This window comes from Streptomyces sp. NPDC000075 (genome assembly GCF_040301925.1).
In the GTDB taxonomy this organism is placed as follows: Bacteria; Actinomycetota; Actinomycetes; order Streptomycetales; family Streptomycetaceae; genus Streptomyces; species Streptomyces polychromogenes.
This window is the reverse complement of record NZ_JBEPFL010000053.1, coordinates 1-20,437: the sequence shown is the minus strand read 5'-3', so window position 1 is coordinate 20,437 and position 20,437 is coordinate 1. Positions and strand designations below refer to the sequence as shown.

Here is a 20,437-nt window from a genome sequence, read left to right as displayed (position 1 = left end):
GCTACGCGCGGCCGTGGTGCACGTGCTCCAGCACCTGCCGGAGCAGGGCGGTGACGTGCTCGTCGTGCAGCTCGTAGACCACGCTGCGCCCGTCGCGCCGTCCGGCGACCAGGTCGAGGTGGCGTAGCAGGCGCAGGTGGTTGGAGACGGTGGGCTGGCCGAGGCCGAGTGCCTCGGCCAGTTCCCCGACCGAGCACGGCGCGTCCAGCAGCCGGGCCAGGATCCGGATCCGGGCGGCCGAGGCGAGGCCCTGCATGACCTCCGCCACGGCGGCGGCGTCGGGCTCGGTGAGCGTGTGGTCCATGACCCCACCCTAGACCGGCGCATCAGCGGATCAAGACGTCAGAACGTCCACAGGTCGATATATTTCAATCTCTTGATATATTGATGTCATGAACGTTGTGACGAAGAAGGCCGGAGAGCGCGCGGAGCTGGTCAGCGCCCTGCTCGCCCTCACCGTCTACCTCACCGGGCTGACCCTCCAGCTGACCGGCAACGGCGGACCCGCCGCCCGCGCCCTCTTCATGGCGGCCTACGCCTTCGGCGGGTTCTTCACCCTCCGCGAGGCCGTCGGCGCCCTGCGCAAGGGCCGCTTCCAGGTCGATTTCCTGATGCTCGTCGCCGCCGCCGGAGCCGCCGCGATCGGACGCTGGGAGGAGGGCGCCGTCCTCCTGGTCCTCTTCAGCGTCGGCCACGCCCTGGAGGAGTACGCCCTGGGCCGCGCCCGGCGCTCCATCGAGGCCCTCGGCGCCCTCGCCCCCCGCACCGCCCTCGTCCAGCGGCCCGGCGGCGCCACCGCCGAGGTGCCCGTGGAGGAGCTGGCCGTCGGCGACACCGTCCTGGTGCGCCCGCACACCCGGGTCCCGGCCGACGGCTTCGTCGCCGCGGGTGAGAGCAGCGTCGACCAGTCGCCCATCACCGGCGAGAGCGTCCCCGCCGACAAGACCCCGGTCCCCGACCGCGCGGCCGCCCTCGCCGGCCCCGCCGGCACCGACCCCGGCAGCCGCGTCTACGCCGGCACCGTCAACGGCTCCGGCTCCCTCGAGGTCGTCGTCACCCGCCTCGCCGCCGACAACACCCTCGCCCGGGTGGTCCGCATGGTCCGGGACGCCGAGGAGCGCACCTCGCCCACCCAGCGGTTCACCGACCGCTTCCAGAAGGTCTTCGTCCCCGGAGTCCTCGCCCTCGTCGCCGCCCTGCTCGGCTACGGGGCCCTCACCGGCGAACCCTTCACCGACGGCTTCTACCGGGCCATGGCCGTCCTCGTCGCCGCCAGCCCCTGCGCCCTGGCCATCGCCACCCCCGCCGCCGTCCTCAGCGCCGTCGGCCGGGCGGCGCGCGGCGGAGTGCTGGTCAAGGGCGGGTCGCCGCTGGAGGAGTTCGGCCGCCTGCGCACCCTCGCCTTCGACAAGACCGGCACCCTCACCGAAGGCCGCCCCCGCCTCACCGACGTCGAGACCGCCGACGGGACCGACCGGGAGGAACTCCTGCGCACCGCCCTCGCCGCCCAGCGGCTGAGCGACCACCCCCTGGCACAGGCCGTCGTGCGGGACGCGCCGCCCCTGCTGTCCGGCCCGGCCGCCCGGGCCCCCGAGGCGGTCGGCCTGCGCGCCGTCATCGGCCGCGGGGTCACCGCCGAGCTCGACGGCGAGCCCGTCCACATCGGCAGCCTCTCCTACGCCGACACCCTCGCCGGACCGCCCGTCCCGGCCGCCCTGCGCGACCGTACGGAGGAACTCGCGCGCACCGGCCGCACCACGATGCTCGTCCGCCGGGGCGACCGCTGGCTGGGCACCCTCGGCCTGATGGACGCCCCCCGCCCGGAGGCCGCCGAGACCGTGGCCGCCCTCCGCGCCCTCGGCGTCACCCGTACCGTGATGCTCTCCGGCGACGACCAGCGCGTGGCCGACGCCGTGGGGAGCGCGGTGGGCATGGACGAGGCCCTCGGCGGCCTGATGCCGCAGGACAAGGTCGCCGAGGTGGCCCGGCTGCGCCGCACCGCCCGGACGGCCATGATCGGCGACGGGGTCAACGACGCCCCCGCCATGGCCGGGGCCACGGTGGGCGTGGCGATGGGCGCCGCCGGCTCGGCGGTGGCCCTGGAGACGGCCGACATCGCCCTGATGTCCGACGACCTGCGCCGCCTGCCCTTCATCACCGGCCTCAGCCGCCGGGCGAGCCGGATCATCCGGCAGAACCTCTGGCTGAGCCTGGGCATCGTCGCGGTCCTCGTCCCGGCCACCGCCCTCGGCCTGGGCATCGGCCCGGCCGTCCTGGTCCACGAGGGCTCCACGCTCGTGGTCGTCGCCAACGCCCTGCGCCTGCTGCGGTACCGCGACACGGCCTGAGCGGCGAACGCCCCCGGCCGGGCGCGTCCCACCCCGCACGTGGTGGGGCGCGCCCGCGTGGTGCGGCGCGCCCGCGCTTCTGCCGCCTGAGTACCCCCGGCCGGCGGTCTGAGTATCCGCACCGATCCGCGGGCGCCCCGCCGCTGCTGGAATGGCGGCATGACCTCGACGAACCCCCGCCCGCGCCTGCGCCGGGTGACCTGTGCCGGCTCCGCGCTCGCCGTGGCCCTCGTACCGCTCGTGGTCGGGGTCCTCGTCGCCAAGGGGATGGCCGCCGACCCGCACGCCCCCGTCAACGCCCTGATCACCGGCGGCGGTCAGCGGGCCGGGCTGCCGCGCGCCGAATGGAGCCGGCGCGGTCACGACGCGGTGCGCCGGCTGCGGACGGCCCGCCGGACGGTCCGCGGCCGGTGCGGTGCGCTCAGGAGGCCGGCGGGTCCCGGAGCCCGCTGACCGGGGCCACCGCCGCCGCCGCGCGGTCAGCGGCCGTACTGGCGGACACAGAGGTCGACGATGGACGGCGGAACGGTGCCCTCCGCCGCCTCGCACAGCTCCTCCCCGCGCGGCGGGGCCGGGGCCGCGCGGCGCGGGGGCGCGGCCTTGGGGGGCCGGGCGCGCCGGGGCGGGGCGGGCTTCGCCGGACGTTCGGCGGGGGTGCGGGCCTTGCGGACCGGCGGAGCGGGGTCCGGCTCCGGGTCCGGCGCGGGGGTGGGGATGGGCTCCGGGACCTCGCCCAGGGGCAGGGGCGGGGCCGGCGCGGCCCGTGAGGGCCGCCCGGATTCCGGGGCCCCGGCGGGCGCGGAACCCCGGGCGGGCCCCGGAGCGCCGTGTTCCGGCCCCACGGAGACACAGCCGGCGCTCGTCAGGAGGGCCAGGAGGGAGAGGGGCAGGGCGGCCCGGCGTAACAGCACCCGACCACCATGCCGTAGTCCGGGGCGGCCGGGCCCCGGGGCTCACGCTTCCGGGTGACAGGGGCGGCGCGGGGGAACGGCCGGCCCGCCCCGGCGAACCGATTCTCCACAGGGCCGGACGCAAAGGGCCCGGTCCGGCGCAGAATGGCCCGTGAACGCGATCGGCACGGCACGGCAGTGCGGGCGACGGGGGAGGCGCGACCCCCGGGACCTGGTGCCGCCGTGCTCGCGTTCACCGTCCGCCCGCCCTCACCCCGTACGGAGTGCCGAGCATGACCGAACCAGCCGCGTCCAGCGTTCCCCCACCGAGCGAGCGTCCCCTGCGGGGGTGGGCGGCCGTCGCCGCCGTCTCCCTCGGGATCTTCTGCCTGATCACCTCCGAACTCCTGCCCATCGGGCTCCTCACCCCCGTCGGCGCCGACCTCCACGTCTCCGACGGCACCGCCGGCCTCATGGTGACCGTCCCCGGGCTCGTCGCCGGCCTCTGCGCACCCCTCGTCACCGTCGGCGCCACCCGGCTCGACCGCCGGCACGTGCTGTGCGCGCTGACCGGCCTGATGGCCGCCGCCAACCTCGCGGCCGCGCTGGCCCCGGACTTCACCGTCGTCCTCGCCGCCCGGCTGCTCGTCGGCATCAGCGTCGGCGGGTTCTGGGCCATCGCGGGCGGCCTCGCCGTCCGGCTGGTCCCCGCGCACCGCGTGGGCCGGGCCACGGCCCTGATATTCGGCGGCGTCCCCACCGCCTCGGTGCTCGGCGTCCCCGCCGGGACCCTCCTCGGCGAACTCGGCGGCTGGCGCACGGCCTTCGCGGCCGTCGGCGCCCTCGGCGCCGTCACCCTGGCCGCCCTGCTCCTGCTGCTGCCCGCCCTGCCCCCGGCGGCGCCCGTCACCTTCGCCGAACTCCCCGCCCTGCTGCGGTCCGACGCGGGGGTCCGCACCGGTGTCATCGTGACCTTCCTCGTGGTCACCGGCCAGTTCGCCGCCTACACCTTCGTCCGGCCGATCCTGCGGGACGTCTCCGGCATCGACGCCGGGTTCGTCAGCACCCTGCTCCTCGGCTACGGCCTCGCCGGAGTCGCCGGCAACTTCCTGGCCGGCCCGCGCGACCCGCGCCGTACGCTGCTCACCGTCGCCGCCGTCCTCACCGCGGTGCTGGCGCTGATCGCCGTGCTGCCGGGAGCCGTTGCCGGGACCGGTCTGCTGGTGGTCTGGGGGCTGGTCTACGGCGGCGTCTCCGTGAGCCTCCAGGGCTGGATGCTGCGGGCCGCGCCACGGGCCGCCGAGGCCGCCTCCTCGCTGATGGTGGCCATGTTCAACTTCGCCATCGCTGCCGGGGCGGCCGTCGGCGGGCTTGTGGTGGACCGCGTCTCGGTGCCCGCCGCCCCGCTGACCGGCGCCGCCCTCATGCTGACGGCCGCCCTCACGGTCGCGGTCCACCTCCGGCGGCCCCGGGAGGAGGAACCGGACCCGGGCGGCCCGGAAGCGGGGGACGGAGAGCGGATGGATGGGGCGGATCGGACACCCGGCTTGACCGAAGTGGTCCCGGACGGAAAGAGTCCGCTCAAGAACGACCGCATGAGCCGCACTTCGGAGATGCCCCAGATGCCGATATCCGTCCGCTCCCCGCTCACCCCGCCGGCCCCGGGAGCGGGCCAGGCCCCGGCCACCCGGCCGCGCAGGGCCTGACCGGCGGACCGGGGGCCGGTGGCGCACCGCCGCACCGGCCCCCGGCCGTGCCGGGAGACAACCGTGTCCCCACACCCCGATGAGAGCGGGCCCGAGCCCGACGACCACCTGTTCGTCCGCCCCTACGTCACCGCCCCCGGGAGCCATGACTCGGCCTACCCCGCCTGGCCGACGCTCCCGGAGCCGGACGAGGCGCCGACCGAGGAGCTGCCGCGCGTACCGGCCGGGCCGCCGGCCCGCCCGGCGGCGCCCGCCCGCCCTCCGGCGCCGGCGACCCGCCGCCGTGAGCCCGGGCGGCGGAGCCGGCTCCCGCTGGCCGTCCTCGCGCTGACGGCGCTGGCCGGGACGGGCGCGCTGGTGTTCCTGACGGGTGGGCCCGAACCGCAGGACCCGGCCCCGGTCCGCCCGGACGTGGCCCTGCCGGCACTGCCCGCCGGCAGCCCGGGCGCCCGGGACCCCTCGGTGCGGAGCCAGGCGGCCCCCGCGAAGCCCTCCGCGAGCACGAAGGCCCCCTCGGCCTCCCCCTCGTCCGCGAAGCCCTCGCCGAGTCCCTCGGCCGGCGGACCGGCGAAGCAGCCGCCCGGCACCTCCGGGACCCTGCGCCCGGGCGACAAGGGGCCACAGGTCACGGCCCTCCAGGAGCGGCTCTACGGGCAGGGGTTCACGTACGTGCGGGTGACCGGGGTCTACGACGGGCAGACCAAGCGCGCCGTCTCCCAGCTCCAGCGGGACCGCGACATCAAGGGCGACCCGAACGGCGTCTACGGCCCGGCGACCCGCGCGGCCTTCGGCTGACCCCACCGGGGCCGCCGTGCCCCGCGCCGCCCCGGCCGGTGCCGGTGCCGGGGCCGGGCCCGCCCCCGCGCCCCGGCCGCCCGGCCCTCGCGCCCCGGCCGCCGTGCCCCCGCGCCCGGGTCAGCGGCCGCCGGAGACGCGGAGCACCGCGCCCGTCGTGAACGAGGCGTCGGGCGACAGCAGCCAGGCGATGGCGCCGGCGATCTCGCCGGGCTGCCCGGGCCGCCCCAGCGGGGTCGCGCCGGCCGTGCGGGCGGGGCGGTCCGGGTCGCCCATCGCGGCGTGCATGTCGGTCTCGATCACACCCGGCGCCACCGCGTTGACCCGGATGCCGTCCGGCCCCAGCTCCTTGGACAGCCCGACGGTCAGGGCGTCGACGCCCGCCTTGGTCGCCGCGTAGTGCACGTACTCCCCGGGACTGCCCAGGGTCGCGGCGGCCGAGGAGACGTTGACCATGGCCCCGCCCCCGGCCGCCGCCATGTCCCGGGCGGCACGGCGGCAGCACAGCAGGTACCCGAGCAGGTTCACCTCCACCACCCGCCGCAGGTCCTCGGTGCGGGCATCGACGAGGCGCCCCAGCGGCCCGGTCACCCCGGCGTTGTTCACCAGCCCGGTGACCGGCCCCAGTTCGGCCGCGGCCACGTCGAAGAGCCGCTCCACCTCGTCCTCCCGCGAGGTGTCCCCCCGCACCGTCAGGCACCGCGCGCCCGCCGCCCGCACCCGTTCCGCCACGGCCTCGGCGGACTTCTCGTCGCGCGCGTAGCCGAGCACCACGTCGTGGCCCTCGGCGGCGAGCCGGAGACAGGTCGCCGCACCGATCCCGCGGCTGCCTCCGGTGACGAGGGTGACGGGGCGGCGTTCCATGGGTCCTCCAAGGCGTCCTGCGGCACGGCCCGTTGCCGCGCGCGGCGCAGGCTAACACCCCGATTTCCGCTGGACCAGCGGAAATAGCCGCCCCGACAGTGGTCCGGTCACAGCCGGCCGAACCGAGGAGAGCCGCCATGTCCACCCTCCGCGTCACCGTCGAGGAACTCACCGTCCACCCGCATCCGAACGCCGACGCACTGGAACTGGCCCAGGTGGGCCTCTACCGGGCCGTCGTCGCCAAGGGTGCTTACCGGACCGGCGAGTTCGCCCTCTACATACCTGAGCAGGCCGTCCTGCCCGCCGCCCTCATCGAGGAGTTCGGACTGACCGGCCGCCTCGCCGGCAGCTCCCACGACCGGGTCAAGGCCGTCCGGCTGCGCGGGGAGCTCTCGCAGGGCCTGGTGTGCCGGCCCCGCGCGCTCGACGGGGTCGACCTGGAGACGGCGGCCAAGGAGGGCACCGACTTCGCGGAGGCCCTGGGCGTCGTCAAATGGTCCCCACCCGTCCCGACCACCATGAACGGCGACGTCGAGGCGGCCCCCGGCCTGCTGCCCTGGGTGGACGTCGAGAACCTCCAGCGCTACCCGCTGGTCTTCGAGCCGGGGGAGCCCGTCGTCCTGACGGAGAAGCTCCACGGCACGGCCTGCCTGGTGACCTACCTCGCCGAGGAGGGCCGGCTCCTCGTCTCCTCCAAGGGCTTCGGCGCGCGCGGCCTGGCGCTCAAGGAGGACGAGCGCAACCTCTACTGGCGGGCCGTCCGCGGCCACGGCGTGGAGCGGGCCGCCGCCCGGCTGGCGGCCCGGCTCGGCGCGAGCCGCGTCGGCGTCTTCGGCGAGGTGTACGGGGCCGGGGTGCAGGACCTGCCGTACGGGGTCCGGGCCGGGGCCGCCGACACCCCGCCCGGTTTCGCCGTCTTCGACGTGTCCGCCGAGATCGACGGGCAGGTGCGCTGGCTGGACCCGGCCATGGTGCTGGAGGACGGCGAACTCCCCCTGGTACCCCGGCTCCACGAGGGCCCGTACGCCCTGGAGACCGTGCTGGAGCTGGCCAGCGGCGCGGAGACCGTCTCCGGACGGGGCCTGCACCTGCGTGAGGGCGTCGTCATCCGGCCGGCCGTCGAGCGGTACAGCCCGGTCGTCGGCGGCCGCGCCATCGCCAAGGCGGTCAGCCCGGCGTACCTGACGCGCAAGGGCGGCACCGAGTACGAGTGAGCGGGCCGCGGGTTCCGGCGCCGCCCGTGTTGCGCCGGGGCCCGCCGCGCCGTTCGTGGTGGGATGGGGAAGGGGTGGTTCCGCCGGTTCACCGAGAGGGCACACCCATGTCGCAGGACTTCCAGGACGGCCAGCCCACCATGCGGGCGATGGCGTACGAGACGTACGGCGGGCCGGAAGTACTGGCCGAGACCAGGCTCCCGGTCCCCAAGGTCGCACCCGGCGAGGTACTCGTCCGGGTGCGGTGCGCGGCGGTCAACCCGGTCGACTGGAAGATCATGGCGGGCGGGCTCGACGGCCTGATGGACGTCGTGTATCCCGTGGTCCCGGGCTGGGACGTGGCCGGGACCGTCGAGCGGGTCGGCCTCGACGTCCCCGAGTTCACCGAAGGGGAGGAGGTCATCGCGTACGCCCGCAAGGACTACGTGCACGGCGGCACCTTCGCCGAGTTCGTCTCCGTCCCCGTACGGGCCCTCGCGCGCAAGCCCGCCTCGCTGGACTGGCGGCAGGCCGCCGGGCTGCCGCTGGCCGGGCTCACCGCCTACCAGCTGCTGACCCGCCTCGGAACCGGCGAGGGCGACACCGTCCTCGTCCACGGCGCGGCCGGCGGGGTCGGTTCGCTCGGCGTGCAGATCGCCCGCTTCCTCGGCGCCCGCGTCATCGGCACCGCCTCGCCCCGCAACCACGACCGGCTGCGCGCCCTGGGCTGCGAACCCGTCGCCTACGGGGACGGCCTCACCGAGCGGGTCCGCGCCCTGGCCCCCGACGGCGTGAGCGTCGTCGCGGACTTCGTCGGCGGGGTCCTGGACGTCACCACCGCCGTGCTCGCCGAGGGCGGCCGGCACGCATCCATCGCCGACCACACGGTCCTCGGGGCGGGTGGCCAGTGGATGTGGGTCCGCCCCGTCGGAGAGGACCTCGCGGAACTGGCCCGGCTCGCGGACGAGGGCCGGCTCACGGTCACCGTCGCGGAGGCCTTCCCGCTCTCCGGCCTGGCCGACGCCTTCGCCCTCAGCCAGGCCGGGCACACCGCAGGGAAGATCGTCATCGAACTCTAGGGTCCGTCCGGACGGCCGGACGGCCGGACGTTCCGGCGCTCACGGCCGCCACTTCCGCTCACGGCCGCCACGGCGCGACGAGGACCACGCCAGCAGCGGCAGCACGGCGAAGAGCTCGCCCACCGCCCCCGTCCACAGGGCCGCCCGCGCGCCGAACCACTCGCCCAGCACGCCGCCGACGAGCGCGCCCACCGGCATCGTCCCCCACACCACGAACCGGACCGTCGCCGTGACCCGCCCCAGCAGCTCGGGCGGGCACAGGCGCTGGCGGAGCGAGACCGCGCCGATCTTGAACGGCATGAACGCCGCCCAGCCGAGGGCCTGGAGCACCACGGCCACCGCGAACCGCCAGTCGTCCTGGAACGCGGGCACGGCCGCCAGCCACGCCACCCCGCTGAGCAGCACCGACCCGCACATGGCCCGGCCGGCGCCGAAACGGGCCGCCAGGCGGGCGGTGAGCAGCCCGCCGAGCAGTCCGCCGACCGCCTCCGCGGTGAACACCAGCCCGCACCACAGCGGCGAAAGGCCCAGGTCGCCCGCGAGCAGCACCATCAGCACGGCCGCGCCGACCGTGCCGCAGAAGTTCGACAGCGCCGAGGCGAGGGTGACCGCGCGCAGGCGCGGATGCCGGAAGACGAAGCGCAGACCCGCGCCGATCTCGGCCCGCAGCCCCTCCCGCCCGCCGGCCTCCGGCCCCGGAACGGGCGCGGTGCCCGCGGGCCGGACCCCGGTGAGCAGCAGCGCCGAGGCCAGCTGTCCGAGGGCGTCGACGGCGAGCGCCGCCGGGGCCGCCACCACGGCCAGCAGTACGCCTCCCAGCCCGGGTCCGGCGGCCTGGACGAGGCTGCGGGTGCTCTCCAGCCGTACGTTGGCCTCCACCAGCCGCTCGCCGTCGACCAGCCGGGGCAGCACGCTCTGCGCGGCCACGTCCGAGAAGACCGCGCACAGCGAGAGCCCGAAGGCGACCGCGTACAGCTGCGGCAGCGTCAGGGCGCCCAGCGCCGCCGCGAGCGGGACGGTCGCGAGCAGCACCGCCCGGCCCACACCGCCCGCGATCAGCACGCGGCGGTGCCGCGAGCGGTCCACCCACGCCCCGGCGGGCAGTCCGACGAGGAGGAAGGCGAGGTACTCACAGGCCATCAGCAGACCGGCCTGCAACGGCGTGGCGTCCAGGGTCCCGACGGCGACGAGCGGGAGGGCCAGCAGCGTCACGGCGGTCCCGGCCTGGCCGACCGTGTCGGCGGCCCACAGGTGCCGGAAGCCGGCGGAGGCCGGGCCGGCCGGGGTCCGCGGGTCCACCGGGGTCTCCGGGGTGTCCGGGGTGTCCGGGGTCTGCGGGGTCTCCGGAGCCGAAAGGGGGTGAGAGAGCGTCATGGACCGTGAGATCACCACCCGTCGGCGGGAGTGACAATTGATTCGGTCTCGGCTTAAAGATCGAGGCCGGGCCATGGGGAGGGGTGGCGGTATGGGTGCCGTGCGTTTCGGCGTGGACGACCTGGCGAACGTCCGGTTCGCGGTCTCACCGCTGTGGGAGACCGTCGCCGGACTGCGGGCCGTGGCCGACCCCGGGCGGCACGCCCTGCACCTGCCCTGGATCAAGAGCGCGCTCGGCGCGCCCGGGGGCCCACCGCCCGCCCCCGGCTTCGGCATCGGCCTGGACCTGGACGCCGTGCCGCCCCCGCGCTGCCCGCTGGCCGGGATCGAGGAGGAGCTGGCCGCCGTGGGGCCGGGAGCCGGTGCGGCGGTCCTGCCCTGGTGGCGTACGGCGGTACGGCCGCACTGGCCGCGCGTGCGCGCGCTGCTGGAGGCCGACATCGCGTACCGGACCCGGCAGCTGGCCGAGGACGGCATCGGCGAGGTGCTCGCCGGGCTCCACCGCACCCTCGCCTGGACCGGGAACCGGCTCGTCTCGGCCGGGCTCCCGCCGGGCGAACTCGACCTGCGCGGGGGCGGGGTGACCCTGGTGCCGAGCGCCTTCACCGGGCGGTGCCGGCTGGTCGCGGGCCGGGGCCCGGTACCGCCGTGCGTGATCTATCCGGCGCGGGCGGTGGGGACGCTGTGGGAGTGCGCGGGCGGCCCGGGCGACGGCCTGGCCCGCCTCCTGGGGCGCAGCCGCGCGGGCCTGCTCGCCGCCGTGACCGCCCCGGCCACCACGACCCAGCTGGCCGCCCGCACCGGGCTGAGTGCCGCCGCGGTCTCGCAGCACCTGGCGGTGCTCCGGGACGCGGGCCTGGTCACGGGGCACCGTTACGGCCGCGAGGTCCACTACGTCGCGGTGGACCTCGGACGCGCCCTGCTGGGCGACACGAGCCCGTAGGGGTGCCCGGCGGACCGGGAACGGCCCCCGGGAGGGGGCTCAGGTGAGGTCCGGGACCTCCCCGCCCTCCGCGCGGGTCACCTCCACCCCCCGCAGGCCCGCCGCCCAGGGTCCCGTGAGGGCCGCCAGGGCGGCGGCACCGGGCGGGGTGGGGCCCAGGCCGACCGCGTAGCGGGCCAGGACCGGGGAGCGCTCGAAGGGGCGGGGCCAGGCGTGGACCTCCGTGAGCCCGGCCCCCTCCAGCGCGGTGAGCAGGGCGCGCAGCCGGCCCCGGGCCCGGCCCAGGTGCTCCTCCAGCCCCCGCGCCGTGTCACCCCGTACGGTCACCACCGCCCAGGCGGCGTGCCGGCGGTGCGGCGCGGATGCGGCCGGGAGCCCGCCCGGCCCCTCCGGCTCCGCCTCCAGCCGCTCCCAGGTCTCGTACAGCTCCCGGACCAGCAGGTCCCGCAGGCCCGGCCCCACCTGGGCGGTGCAGCTGCGGACCGGCGCCGAAGGGGTCAGGACGGTGACCGGGTCCGTGCCCGGACCGGGGGCGGCGGCCGGGTCCAGGGGCACCGGCTCCAGGGACACCGGCTCCAGGGACACCGGCTCGCTCCAGTCCCAGGCGGCCCAGGTGCCGAAGAACTCCCGCCGCAGCGCGGCGGGCGAGCGGTCGGCGGCCTCCCGGACCGTCCGCGCCGCCAGCACGGACCAGGCCAGCCCCGGCAGCCCCCCGAAGGGCGCCGAGTCCAGGCCGCGGGCCCGCGCCCACGCCTTGACCTCCCGCGTCAGCCCGGCGAAGGCGCGGTGCTCCGCGCCCACCGACTCCCGTACGGCCGCCGCGTCGGAGAGCGCGCTCAGCGCCACCGCCGCCGCCTCGCCGAGCTCCGCCCGCCGGTCCACGGCCCGCGCCGGGTCCAGGGCCCCGGACCCGACCACCACCAGGTCCACGTCCAGTCCCGACGCGCGCAGCCGCAGCCCCGGCACCCGTGCCCCCGTCACCTCCCGCAACCGCTCCGCCTCCGGCAGCGCGGCCGCGACCCGCTCCCGCACCGGCCCGGCGTCGGCCGCCCCCGGCAGCACCGCCACCAGGTCCAGGTCGGCCCCCGGCAGGGCGCAGCCCATCGCCCGGGACCCGGCAGGCCGCACCACCGCCCCGGGCAGCGCCGCCGCGAGCCGCGCGGTGATCCCCTCGGCGGCCCCCGCCGGTTCGGCCGCGCCGCTCTCCGCCCGTGGCCGGCCGGCCACGGGGTCCTCCTCCGGCCCGGCCCACCGCCATGTGCCGGTGCCCAGGTCCACCACCGCCCGTACCCGCATCGGGCCGTCCCCGCGCCGGGACAGGACCGCCAGCTCCCCGACCCGTGCCGTACGCCCGCCGGGCCCGAGTATCCGCGCGCACTCGCGTTCCGCACGCCGCGGGTCGGTGCTGCGGCCCAGCGTCAGGTGCGGGGTCCAGCCGTCGGAGCGGCCCCGGCAGCCCGGGAAGCGCTCCGCGAGGGCGCGCCGCAGCCGCCGCCAGGGCGCGTCCCCGTCGTCGCCCGCCGCCGGGTCCAGCCAGAGCACGGCGTCCTCGCGCCGGCCGAAGGAGTGCACCCCCTCCAGGGAGGCGGTGAACGGACGGATGCCCGCCGCCGCTTCGGCCAGCAGCGGCAGCGCCCGCCCGAAGGAGGACTCCGGTACGAAGCCGAACAGCAGGTTGACGTGCGCGGGCCAGCGCTCCGCCGCGGGGTCGTACGCCCGGCGCAGCTCCGCGACCGCCGGATCGTACGGCGGCAGCCAGGCCACCGCCGTCCGCGCGGTCGCCGGTACGCCGAGCAGGGCGCCGGCCGCGTCCGGCGCCCCGTACTCCACGGTGGCCTCCACCCCGAAGTGGTCGGAGGCGAACAGCCCGTCCGGCGCGGGGGAGTCGCCCCGCAGGGCGGCCGCCCGCACCCGTGCGCCGGCGCCGGAGGAGAGCAGGATCCGGTCGATGCGGCCGGGCCGCCCCGTCAGCGATCCGACCGCGGCCAGCGGATTGGCCCCCGGGTCGAAGGTGGGCGTGTCGTCGTCCGGCCCGTACACCTCGCTCCAGGCGTCCCGCAGGCCCAGCACGGCGGCCGGCCCCGCGGAGCCGGAGCGGCCGTCGTTGAAGTCGCCGAGCAGCACGAGCCCGGCGTCGAGCCCGCCCAGTCCCTCGGCCAGCCGCGCCAGTTCGGCCTCCCGCCGGCCCGCGCCGTTCTCGGAGTGGTCGCTGCTCAGGTGCGTCGCGGCGACGACCAGGGGACCGCCGGCGGTGTCCACGGCGACGGCCGCGACCGCCTTGTGCGGGCCGAGCGCGTGCACCCCGGCCTCCCGCACCGGCAGCCGGCTCAGCACCAGCAGCCCGGTGTCCGCCACGTCCGAGCCGTCCGGATCGGTGCCCAGGGTGTACCCCCGCCGCACCCAGGGCTGCGCCAGCAGCAGGGCCAGCAGGGCCGGTTCGGCCTCCTGGAGGGCGATCACGTCGGCGTCGGCGGCCGCCAGCTCCGCCAGGAGCATCGGCCGCCGCCGGGCGGTGGCGATGCGCGGGGCGTCGTACCGGTCCCACAGCGTGTTCCAGGTCAGCAGCCGCACCCGGGCCGGCGGACGCGCGCCCGGGTCCGCCCGGACCGGCCGCCAGGCGGCCTGCGCCGGGTCCCAGGCGTGCGGGGTCCGGGCGGTGAGGAAGGGCTCGGGCAGCAGCCGCCGGCCGCGCACCCGCCCGGCCTGCGTCGAGTCGATCCGGTCCAGCCCCGTGGCCCGGTCCCACACCAGCTCCCCGTCGGCCTCGACGAACAGCACACGGTGCCACGGGATGTCCCCGCCGGGCACGAACGAGGGCAGCGGCACCCGCTTGGGAGCGGCCCCGCGCTGGAGCAGGCCCAGGGTGAACCGCGCCGGATCGAAGCGGGGGTCCCAGCGGACCTGGTGGTAGAGCTGTTCACTGGTGCGCATCAGAGGTCCTCCGCCTCGTCGGCCGCCCCCAGGGAGCCGGCCACGTCCTCCACCGTCCCGGCGGCCCCCACGTACCAGGTCCGGTGCGCCTGGCCCGGGTGGGGCGGGGAGTACCGCCGCAGCTGCGCCGCCAGTACGGCCTCCGGCACCGGATGCGGGCGCACCGCGTTGCGCCGGGTCAGCTCCGCCTCCCCGACCAGCACCGCCACCCGGGTGACCAGCGCGTCCCGGCGCCGTGCGACCGCCCCGGCCAGGGCGCGCTGCCGCTCCGTCAGGGAGGTGGCGTCCCACACGACGGTGCCGCCGGCGGCCAGGGCGCGGTCGAGCCGCTCCAGGCCCTCGCGCAGCACCTCCGGGTTGGCCCGCTGGTCGGAGCGCGCGCCCCGGGCCTCGCGCAGGTCGTCCAGACAGACGTACGCGTCCACACCGGGCAGGGCGCGCGCGAAGGCGCTTTTCCCGCTGCCCGAGGGCCCGCACAGCTGGACCAGCCGCGGGTACGCCGCCGGGTCGCGCCACCGCCAGGTCGCGGCCACGGCCTCCTGCGCGGTGGAGAGCGCACCCCGGCCGAAGGCCTCGCGGGCCTCGGCCCAGCAGCGGTCCGCGGCGACGGGGTCCAGTTCGCCGAGGGCCTCCCGCAGCCCGGCCCGCAGGGGGCCCAGCGGGTCCGGGCCGAGCAGTCCGGCCTCCTCGGCGCACAGCCCGGACCACTCGGCGCACTCGGCCTCCTCGGCCGTCGCACCCGGCAGCGCCGACGCCAGCGCGTGCAGCACCCCCAGGTCGGCGGCGGACGCCAGCCGCACCAGCCCGGCCCGCCGCTCCTCGTCCGGGTGCGGCGCGCGCAGCGCCGGGTACAGCCCCACCAGGTCCGCCACGCGCCGCGCCGTCCGCATCCCGAGCGGTCCGGCCGCGAGCCGCGCCGCGAGGGCGGCGCGGGGTTCGCGGTGCAGGGCGGCGGCCAGAACACCGGCGAGCCGGGTCTCCCCGGTGCGGCCCGCGCCGTCGAGCCGCGCGGTGACGGCGGCGACGGCCCGCTCGTCCTCCGGGAGGGCCGGCGCCCCGGTGCCGAGGGCGGACAGCAGCCCGGCGACGTCGGGTTCGGACCCGGAGCGGACGGCCCACAGGGGGGCGGCGGGGCCGAGGCCGTTGACCACCACGGGCGCGTACATCCAGTGCGTGTCCGTCCGGACGTGCCCGCCGCGCACCCACTTGGCCACGTACCGCCCGAAGTCCGCGCGGTCGAAGCCGGCGGTCGTACGGACGACGTACCCCTCCTGACGGGCGGTGTCCACGCGCAGCCCGCGCAGCGCGCGCTCGTCGTAGATCCCGCGCCAGAGCACGCGGGGCACCGGGACGCCGAGGGCGTGCAGGAACCGTACGGTGCGGTCCCAGTCCAGGCAGTGGTCGCCGTCCCACACCGAGAACCCGTAGAACCAGGCGTCGAGCTCCTCGTAGCCGAGGGAGTGGCGGGCGTACACGTTCTCCCCGCACACCCGCACGCCCGCCGGGATCCGCGCCCCGATCCGGCCCTGGAGGGCCTTGACCCAGGCGCGGGAGGGGTGGTGGCCGGAGTCCAGCGAGCGGGCGTGCAGCCCGTCCGCGTACAGGGTGGTGTTCTCCCCGTCGAGCTTCTCGGTGACCACCACCTCCCGGCCGGCCAGCGCCGCGGTCCCGCGGGCGCGCACGTCGTCCGCCGTGGCTCCGGGGGACCACGGCAGGTGCGCGGTACGGGGGTAGTGCGTACGCATGACGGACTCCAGCTCGGGGACGGGGTGTCCGGTCACTGTAGGTATCCGGAGCCGGGGCATCCACCCAATTCCCGTGCGGGCGGGGGCGGCCGTCAGCCGACGAGGCCGAGCTCGTGGAACTCCAGTCCGTCCGCGCCGAGTCCGGTGTTCTCCGCGTGCTCGGCCATCCGCGCGGCGTACTCGGGGTGTTCGGCGAGCGAGGTGTAACTGTCGAAGTCCAGGTCCAGGATCTCGGCCAGGTCCGCGAGGTACACGTCGAGCCCGGGGTACATCACGGCCACGTACGGCACGTCGTCGAGGTCGGTCACCAGCACCGGGTACTCGCCCGTGGAGTCCGGCGACCCCAGGTAGAGCAGGCGGCGCGAGTCGCAGCCGCCGACCAGCGGCAGGCACACGGCGGGCAGCAGCTCCTCGAAGTCGCCGAACACCGGGGCCATGGCGTCGCCGGAGCCGTACATCCACTGCGCCGTGGCCCCCAGCCCCCGGTCGCCGAGGACGGGCGCGGCCGGGTCCTCGTACCAGCCGACGCCGGCGAGCCAGGAGCCGTCGAAGGCCAGCCAGCGGCGCAGGCTGGGCGGCAGCGGCCGGCCGCCGGGCAGGGTGAGCCGGTCGAGCACCTCGGGCGGGAGCGGCACCGGCTCGTCCAGGTCAGGGGCCTCGCAGGTCGGCCAGCCCTGCTCCCGGACCCGTTCGATGACCCGGTCGATCAGCGCGACGCCGTGCATGTCCTCGTTCATGCGGTGCACTGTGCCACGGACCACCGACAACACCCCCCTAGTAGCGGCAGAGGGCGACGATCGCGGGGTCCACCCGGCCCTTGGCGGCCTCGCACAGTGCGGACATGTCGTACGAACGCCGGGGCGCGGGCCGGGATCCGTCGTGCACGGGCCCCCGGGCGCGCGGCTTCGCGGCCGGGGTGCGGTGGGCCGTCCGGGCGGGGGAGACGCGGCGTGGAGGGCGGTCGTCGGAGCGGGGCGGCGGGGCGGCGGGCCGGGCCCGCGACCCGGTCTCCGTCTCCGGGGCCCCCTGGGGGGCCGCCTCCTCGGCGGGCGGCGCCTCCGGCGCCTCCGGGGCGGGCCCCAGCGGCAGGGCCGGCGTCGACGGCGGCCGGGCCGTCCACGCCGTGCGGGCCGCGGCGGGCTCGGGCCGGGGAGCCTCCACGGGCGCCGGCGGCCGTACGGTCACGCACCCGGCGGCCAGCATGAGGACGGGAACCCAGAGCGGGAGGGAGAGGCGCGACGGCATCCGCCCACCCTGCCGTACCGGAGCACCGCCCGGCGCCCCCGCTCACACGGACGGGTGAGTGCGGGGTCGCATACGTGGTCGGACCAGCGACTTTCACACCGCCAGCCCGCACGACGGACCGTATCAAGATCGACATAATCGGGCAATAAGGAGGCCCGGAAGGTATACGGGTGGTAAAGCGGGGGGCGGTCCCGACCACCCGCGACCTGCCGTAACCCGACGGTGGCGCCCGCTGTTGCACAGGCGGCGGACCCGCCCACGGTGAACGGAGTGCCCATGCCCCAGCTGACCGACGACCCCGGACGGACGGGCACCTGGATGACCCCGGCGGAGTACGGGGCCTCGCGCGCCGCCCTCTGGACCGGGGCGGTCGTCCTCGTCACCGACACCGACGGGCGGGTCCTCGTCCAGAGCGTCGACTACCGCCCCGACCGGCTGCTGCCCGGCGGCGCCGTGGACGCGGGGGAGTCCCCCGCGGCGGCCGCCGCCCGCGAGGTGCGCGAGGAGCTGGGGATCGAGGGCCGCTACCCGCGCGGGCTCGCCGTGGACTGGATCCCCGTCGGTACCGCCGGCTTCCCGCCGGAGACGCGCTTCCCGGGCGAGATCCTGCACGTGTACGACGGCGGTACCTGGGGCCCCGACCGGATCGATGCCATCCGGCTGCCCGCCCAGGAGATCATCGGCATCGACTTCGTCGAGCCCGCCGACCTGGCCGCCCTGATGGAGCCGGGCGACGCCCGCCGCGCCCTGGCCGCCCTGCGGGCCCGGATCAACGGCTCCGGGCCCGCCCTGCTGGAGGACGGCCGTCCCACCACCCCCACCGCCCTCGACCGGCTCGGGGTCCTGCGCACCCGCCGCGTCCCGCAGCACGGCACCTGGCACCCCGGCCCCGTCCCGGCGCACCTGCCCGTACGCGGCCACTCCGGCTGGCTCTTCGCCCCCGACGGCCGGGTGCTGCTGCTCGTCGCCCGCGCCACCGGCGCCGCGCACCTGCCGGCCCCGAAGGCTGAGCCCGCCGTGGCCGCGCTTCCGCTCGGCTACCGGTACGCCGACCGGGGCGCCCTGGCCCGTACGGCGGCCCGCCTCACCGGGCTCGCCCCGGCCGGGGACCCGGCGTACGCCCGGCTGCTGGCCACCCCGGAGCAGGTGCGGGAGCTCAGCGACTGGGGGCCGGCGGGCCCGCAGGAGATCGCGGCGGTCCACGCGGCCCGCACCCAGCTCGGCCTCCCCGTACCGCCCCGCACCCCGCCCACCGAACTCCCGGAACAGGGCCTGCGCTGGTGACCGGCCCCCGAAGCGGCTCCCGACGCCGGCCCTGAAGCGGCCCGCGAGGCGGTCCGTAACGCGGCTCCCGGGGGTGACGGACCGGGCGGGAGGCCCGGGATCTCATGAGATCGGCGCCCGCGGCCCCACATCAGGAGCCGGCATGGCATGCGAACGGCATCGCGTCGTCAGCCCGCACGGCGCCGCCGGGACCGGACCCCGCCCCCTGCGCGGCCGGGCCGGTCGTGTGGAATGGAGGGCATGGGGACCAGTGAGACACAGACGGGCGGGACGCCGGGAGGCGCCCCGCTGACGCCGGCCGCGCGGCCGGCACCGGGTGAGCACCCGGAGCCCGCCGGGCGGCCGAAGGGCGTCCCCGCCCCGGACCGCTGGCGCTACGCCCGCCACCTCGACCGGCTCGCCGCCGCCGGGGCGGCCGGCGTGAAGGGGGAGGCCGGGGCGGTGGCCGCCGTCCTGCGCGACCCCGACCCGGTGATGGCGCAGAGCGCCGTGGTCACCCACCTCGACCGCCGCGCCGTGCGGCTGGCGCCCGGCGCCGCGTTCCGCGACTGGGCCCGCGCGCTGCACTCCGTACTGGAGGGCCACGCCTTCCCGGCCCTCCGGCTGCGCGAGTGGACCCTCCTCAAGGCCATAGCCGGCGGCGGGAGTTGGTCCGCCGCCGAACTCAAGGCCGCCTCCGACTGGTGCCAGCGCACCGCCGTCCTGTCGGCCGCCCCCGACGAGGCGCTGGCCCTGCTGGCCGCCTCCGCCCGGACCCGCCGCGTACGCACCACCGCGGCCCGGCGGCTGCACCGGCGCGCCACCGTCTGAACGGAACGATCAATACACCGGATTGCTCGCCATACAGCTGTTCGGGGGTTTAAGGTCTCCTTTACCCGGCCGGGTGTCAGTGTTGGACCGATGCCGTTCCGCTGGAGGATGACTCTCCGTGTCGCACGTTTCCCAGGCTCCCGTCACCACCCCGGACACCGAGCCCGCACCGCCCGCACCGCGCTCGTTCGACGAGGTCAAGGGCTGGTTCTCGGCGTATGACCAGGTGCTCTTCGACTGGTTCCTGACCCGCCAGAACGACACCGGAGAGGCCAAGGGCGACCTCCTCGAACTGGGCGCGTTCATGGGCAAGAGCGCGATCTTCCTGGCGAAGTACCTGCGGGAGGGCGAGGAGTTCACGGTCGTCGACCTCTTCGACTCGCCCGCGCCCGACGGCGACAACCTCGAAGAGGTGCGGGACTCCTACCCCACCCTGACCCGGCGCGGATTCGAGACCAACTACCTCGCGTTCCACGAGGAGTTGCCGACCGTCATACAGGCCCCGACCTCCGTCGTGCCCGACCGGGTCCGCCACGGCAGCTGCCGCTTCGTCCACATCGACGCCTCCCACCTGCACGAGCACGTGGTCACCGACATCGCCTCCTCGAAGGCGGTCGCCGCCCCCGGGGCCGTCGTCGTCTTCGACGACTACCGCTCCGAACACTGTCCCGGCGTCGCGGCGGCGGTCTGGGAGGCGGTGGCCGTGGGCGGACTGCGGGTGATCGCCGTGTCCGCCTCGAAGCTCTACGCGACCTGGGACGACCCCGAGCCCCACCAGAAGGCGCTGCTCGGCTGGCTGGACGGCCGCGCCGGCCTGTGGCACGGGGTGGACACGGTCTGCGGCCGCCCCCTGGTCCGCATCGGCGACCACGGCGTGGCCGCCCCGTCCGCGCCCGAGCCGCTGCACGCCCCGGCCGAGCCGGCCGTGGTGGTGACGCCCCCCGTGGCGAAGCCCGCTCCCCGGCCGGCGCCGGGGGCCGCCTGGCGCGCGGTGGCCAAGGACGTGCTCCCGCCGGTGCTCACCCGGGCGATCGTCACCGCCCGGCGCCGCCGGGGCTGAGCCTGCGGGGTGTCCGGCAGGTCAGGGCCGGACACCCCGGGCCGTACCGGCCCGGCACCGCCCCGCGGGGGCGGCCGGCCCCGCCCGCGGGGCGCGGGCGGGGGGCGGGGGGGGGGGGGCCCAGCGGGGCCCGGCCCCGGGCGCGGGGGCGGAGGAGTTCGCCCACCTGG

18 protein-coding genes are annotated in these 20,437 nt (G+C 77.2%); 10 read left to right on the top strand and 8 right to left on the bottom strand.

Features of this window, described 5'->3' with window-relative positions:
* Position 1: 1 nt before the first annotated feature.
* Positions 2-304, bottom strand: coding sequence for an ArsR/SmtB family transcription factor (locus tag ABT403_RS36725; RefSeq protein ID WP_344168241.1), 303 nt, complete (start codon positions 302-304; stop codon positions 2-4).
* A gap of 88 nt (positions 305-392) precedes the next feature.
* Between ABT403_RS36725 and ABT403_RS36720 the strand changes: the two genes are divergently transcribed.
* Together ABT403_RS36720 and ABT403_RS36715 are read left to right on the top strand one after the other, a co-directional pair.
* On the top strand, positions 393-2,348 hold the full coding sequence (locus ABT403_RS36720; protein ID WP_344168239.1) for a heavy metal translocating P-type ATPase: 1,956 nt from the start codon (positions 393-395) through the stop codon (positions 2,346-2,348).
* Between the two features lie 159 nt (positions 2,349-2,507).
* Positions 2,508-2,801 carry a hypothetical protein gene (locus ABT403_RS36715; protein WP_344168236.1) on the top strand — a complete coding sequence of 98 codons (294 nt, stop codon included), beginning with the start codon at positions 2,508-2,510 and terminating at the stop codon, positions 2,799-2,801.
* A gap of 26 nt (positions 2,802-2,827) precedes the next feature.
* On the opposite strand, the gene ABT403_RS36710 is transcribed toward ABT403_RS36715, so the two are convergent.
* Complete coding sequence (locus tag ABT403_RS36710; RefSeq protein WP_344168233.1) at positions 2,828-3,259, bottom strand: hypothetical protein; 432 nt, start codon at positions 3,257-3,259, stop codon at positions 2,828-2,830.
* Positions 3,260-3,531: 272 nt separating this feature from the next.
* On the opposite strand from ABT403_RS36710, the gene ABT403_RS36705 reads away from it, so the two are divergent.
* Both ABT403_RS36705 and ABT403_RS36700 read left to right on the top strand, forming a co-directional pair.
* A complete protein-coding gene (locus ABT403_RS36705) occupies positions 3,532-4,944 on the top strand; it encodes an MFS transporter (RefSeq protein ID WP_344168230.1) in 1,413 nt (470 codons plus the stop codon).
* A gap of 63 nt (positions 4,945-5,007) precedes the next feature.
* The gene (locus ABT403_RS36700; protein ID WP_344168227.1) at positions 5,008-5,739 is read left to right on the top strand and encodes a peptidoglycan-binding domain-containing protein; all 732 of its coding nucleotides are present in this window, start codon (positions 5,008-5,010) and stop codon (positions 5,737-5,739) included.
* A gap of 120 nt (positions 5,740-5,859) precedes the next feature.
* Here the strand turns inward: ABT403_RS36700 and ABT403_RS36695 are convergent, their stop codons facing one another.
* Positions 5,860-6,603, bottom strand: a complete 744-nt coding sequence (locus tag ABT403_RS36695; protein ID WP_344168225.1) for an SDR family NAD(P)-dependent oxidoreductase — start codon at positions 6,601-6,603, stop codon at positions 5,860-5,862.
* Positions 6,604-6,740: 137 nt separating this feature from the next.
* Here ABT403_RS36695 and ABT403_RS36690 point away from each other — a divergent pair, with 137 nt between their 5' ends.
* On the top strand, positions 6,741-7,817 hold the full coding sequence (locus ABT403_RS36690; protein ID WP_344168222.1) for an RNA ligase (ATP): 1,077 nt from the start codon (positions 6,741-6,743) through the stop codon (positions 7,815-7,817).
* Between the two features lie 140 nt (positions 7,818-7,957).
* Positions 7,958-8,875: an NADP-dependent oxidoreductase gene (locus ABT403_RS36685; RefSeq protein WP_344168449.1), complete on the top strand. Its 918-nt coding sequence runs from the start codon at positions 7,958-7,960 to the stop codon at positions 8,873-8,875.
* A 39-nt stretch (positions 8,876-8,914) separates the two neighbouring features.
* Here the strand turns inward: ABT403_RS36685 and ABT403_RS36680 are convergent, their stop codons facing one another.
* Entirely contained in the window at positions 8,915-10,249 is a 1,335-nt protein-coding gene (locus ABT403_RS36680) for an MFS transporter (protein WP_344168219.1), read from the bottom strand.
* 91 nt (positions 10,250-10,340) lie between these two features.
* Between ABT403_RS36680 and ABT403_RS36675 the strand changes: the two genes are divergently transcribed.
* Positions 10,341-11,192 carry an ArsR/SmtB family transcription factor gene (locus ABT403_RS36675; RefSeq protein WP_344168216.1) on the top strand — a complete coding sequence of 284 codons (852 nt, stop codon included), beginning with the start codon at positions 10,341-10,343 and terminating at the stop codon, positions 11,190-11,192.
* Positions 11,193-11,231: 39 nt separating this feature from the next.
* On the opposite strand, the gene ABT403_RS36670 is transcribed toward ABT403_RS36675, so the two are convergent.
* The 4 genes from ABT403_RS36670 to ABT403_RS36655 form a co-directional block, all read right to left on the bottom strand.
* Positions 11,232-14,123 (bottom strand): poly(A) polymerase, encoded by a 2,892-nt coding sequence (locus ABT403_RS36670; protein ID WP_344168213.1) that lies wholly within the window; start codon positions 14,121-14,123, stop codon positions 11,232-11,234.
* Positions 14,123-15,868, bottom strand: a complete 1,746-nt coding sequence (locus ABT403_RS36665; RefSeq protein ID WP_344168446.1) for an RNA ligase family protein — start codon at positions 15,866-15,868, stop codon at positions 14,123-14,125. Before ABT403_RS36665 ends, ABT403_RS36670 begins: the two co-directional genes overlap by 1 nt.
* A gap of 92 nt (positions 15,869-15,960) precedes the next feature.
* Entirely contained in the window at positions 15,961-16,605 is a 645-nt protein-coding gene (locus ABT403_RS36660; RefSeq protein WP_344168210.1) for a hypothetical protein, read from the bottom strand.
* A gap of 37 nt (positions 16,606-16,642) precedes the next feature.
* On the bottom strand, positions 16,643-17,113 hold the full coding sequence (locus ABT403_RS36655) for a hypothetical protein (protein WP_344168207.1): 471 nt from the start codon (positions 17,111-17,113) through the stop codon (positions 16,643-16,645).
* 276 nt (positions 17,114-17,389) lie between these two features.
* On the opposite strand from ABT403_RS36655, the gene ABT403_RS36650 reads away from it, so the two are divergent.
* The 3 genes from ABT403_RS36650 (at position 17,390) to ABT403_RS36640 (ending at position 20,267) form a co-directional block, all read left to right on the top strand.
* Entirely contained in the window at positions 17,390-18,397 is a 1,008-nt protein-coding gene (locus ABT403_RS36650; protein ID WP_344168204.1) for an NUDIX domain-containing protein, read from the top strand.
* 240 nt (positions 18,398-18,637) lie between these two features.
* A complete protein-coding gene (locus ABT403_RS36645; protein WP_344168201.1) occupies positions 18,638-19,207 on the top strand; it encodes a hypothetical protein in 570 nt (189 codons plus the stop codon).
* A 118-nt stretch (positions 19,208-19,325) separates the two neighbouring features.
* Positions 19,326-20,267, top strand: a complete 942-nt coding sequence (locus ABT403_RS36640) for a class I SAM-dependent methyltransferase (RefSeq protein ID WP_344168198.1) — start codon at positions 19,326-19,328, stop codon at positions 20,265-20,267.
* The last annotated feature ends 170 nt before the right edge of the window (positions 20,268-20,437 follow it).

What these genes read in the sequence shown, in the direction of transcription:
- ABT403_RS36690 (WP_344168222.1), top strand. Translation starts at nt 6,741, where the DNA reads ATGTCCACCCTCCGCGTCACCGTCGAGGAACTCACCGTCCACCCGCAT.
- ABT403_RS36680 (WP_344168219.1), bottom strand. Translation starts at nt 10,249, where the DNA reads ATGACGCTCTCTCACCCCCTTTCGGCTCCGGAGACCCCGCAGACCCCG.
- ABT403_RS36715 (WP_344168236.1), top strand. Translation starts at nt 2,508, where the DNA reads ATGACCTCGACGAACCCCCGCCCGCGCCTGCGCCGGGTGACCTGTGCC.
- ABT403_RS36675 (WP_344168216.1), top strand. Translation starts at nt 10,341, where the DNA reads ATGGGTGCCGTGCGTTTCGGCGTGGACGACCTGGCGAACGTCCGGTTC.
- ABT403_RS36670 (WP_344168213.1), bottom strand. Translation starts at nt 14,123, where the DNA reads ATGCGCACCAGTGAACAGCTCTACCACCAGGTCCGCTGGGACCCCCGC.
- ABT403_RS36705 (WP_344168230.1), top strand. Translation starts at nt 3,532, where the DNA reads ATGACCGAACCAGCCGCGTCCAGCGTTCCCCCACCGAGCGAGCGTCCC.
- ABT403_RS36650 (WP_344168204.1), top strand. Translation starts at nt 17,390, where the DNA reads ATGCCCCAGCTGACCGACGACCCCGGACGGACGGGCACCTGGATGACC.
- ABT403_RS36720 (WP_344168239.1), top strand. Translation starts at nt 393, where the DNA reads ATGAACGTTGTGACGAAGAAGGCCGGAGAGCGCGCGGAGCTGGTCAGC.
- ABT403_RS36660 (WP_344168210.1), bottom strand. Translation starts at nt 16,605, where the DNA reads ATGAACGAGGACATGCACGGCGTCGCGCTGATCGACCGGGTCATCGAA.
- ABT403_RS36655 (WP_344168207.1), bottom strand. Translation starts at nt 17,113, where the DNA reads ATGCCGTCGCGCCTCTCCCTCCCGCTCTGGGTTCCCGTCCTCATGCTG.
- ABT403_RS36645 (WP_344168201.1), top strand. Translation starts at nt 18,638, where the DNA reads ATGGGGACCAGTGAGACACAGACGGGCGGGACGCCGGGAGGCGCCCCG.
- ABT403_RS36665 (WP_344168446.1), bottom strand. Translation starts at nt 15,868, where the DNA reads ATGCGTACGCACTACCCCCGTACCGCGCACCTGCCGTGGTCCCCCGGA.
- ABT403_RS36695 (WP_344168225.1), bottom strand. Translation starts at nt 6,603, where the DNA reads ATGGAACGCCGCCCCGTCACCCTCGTCACCGGAGGCAGCCGCGGGATC.
- ABT403_RS36725 (WP_344168241.1), bottom strand. Translation starts at nt 304, where the DNA reads ATGGACCACACGCTCACCGAGCCCGACGCCGCCGCCGTGGCGGAGGTC.
- ABT403_RS36685 (WP_344168449.1), top strand. Translation starts at nt 7,958, where the DNA reads ATGCGGGCGATGGCGTACGAGACGTACGGCGGGCCGGAAGTACTGGCC.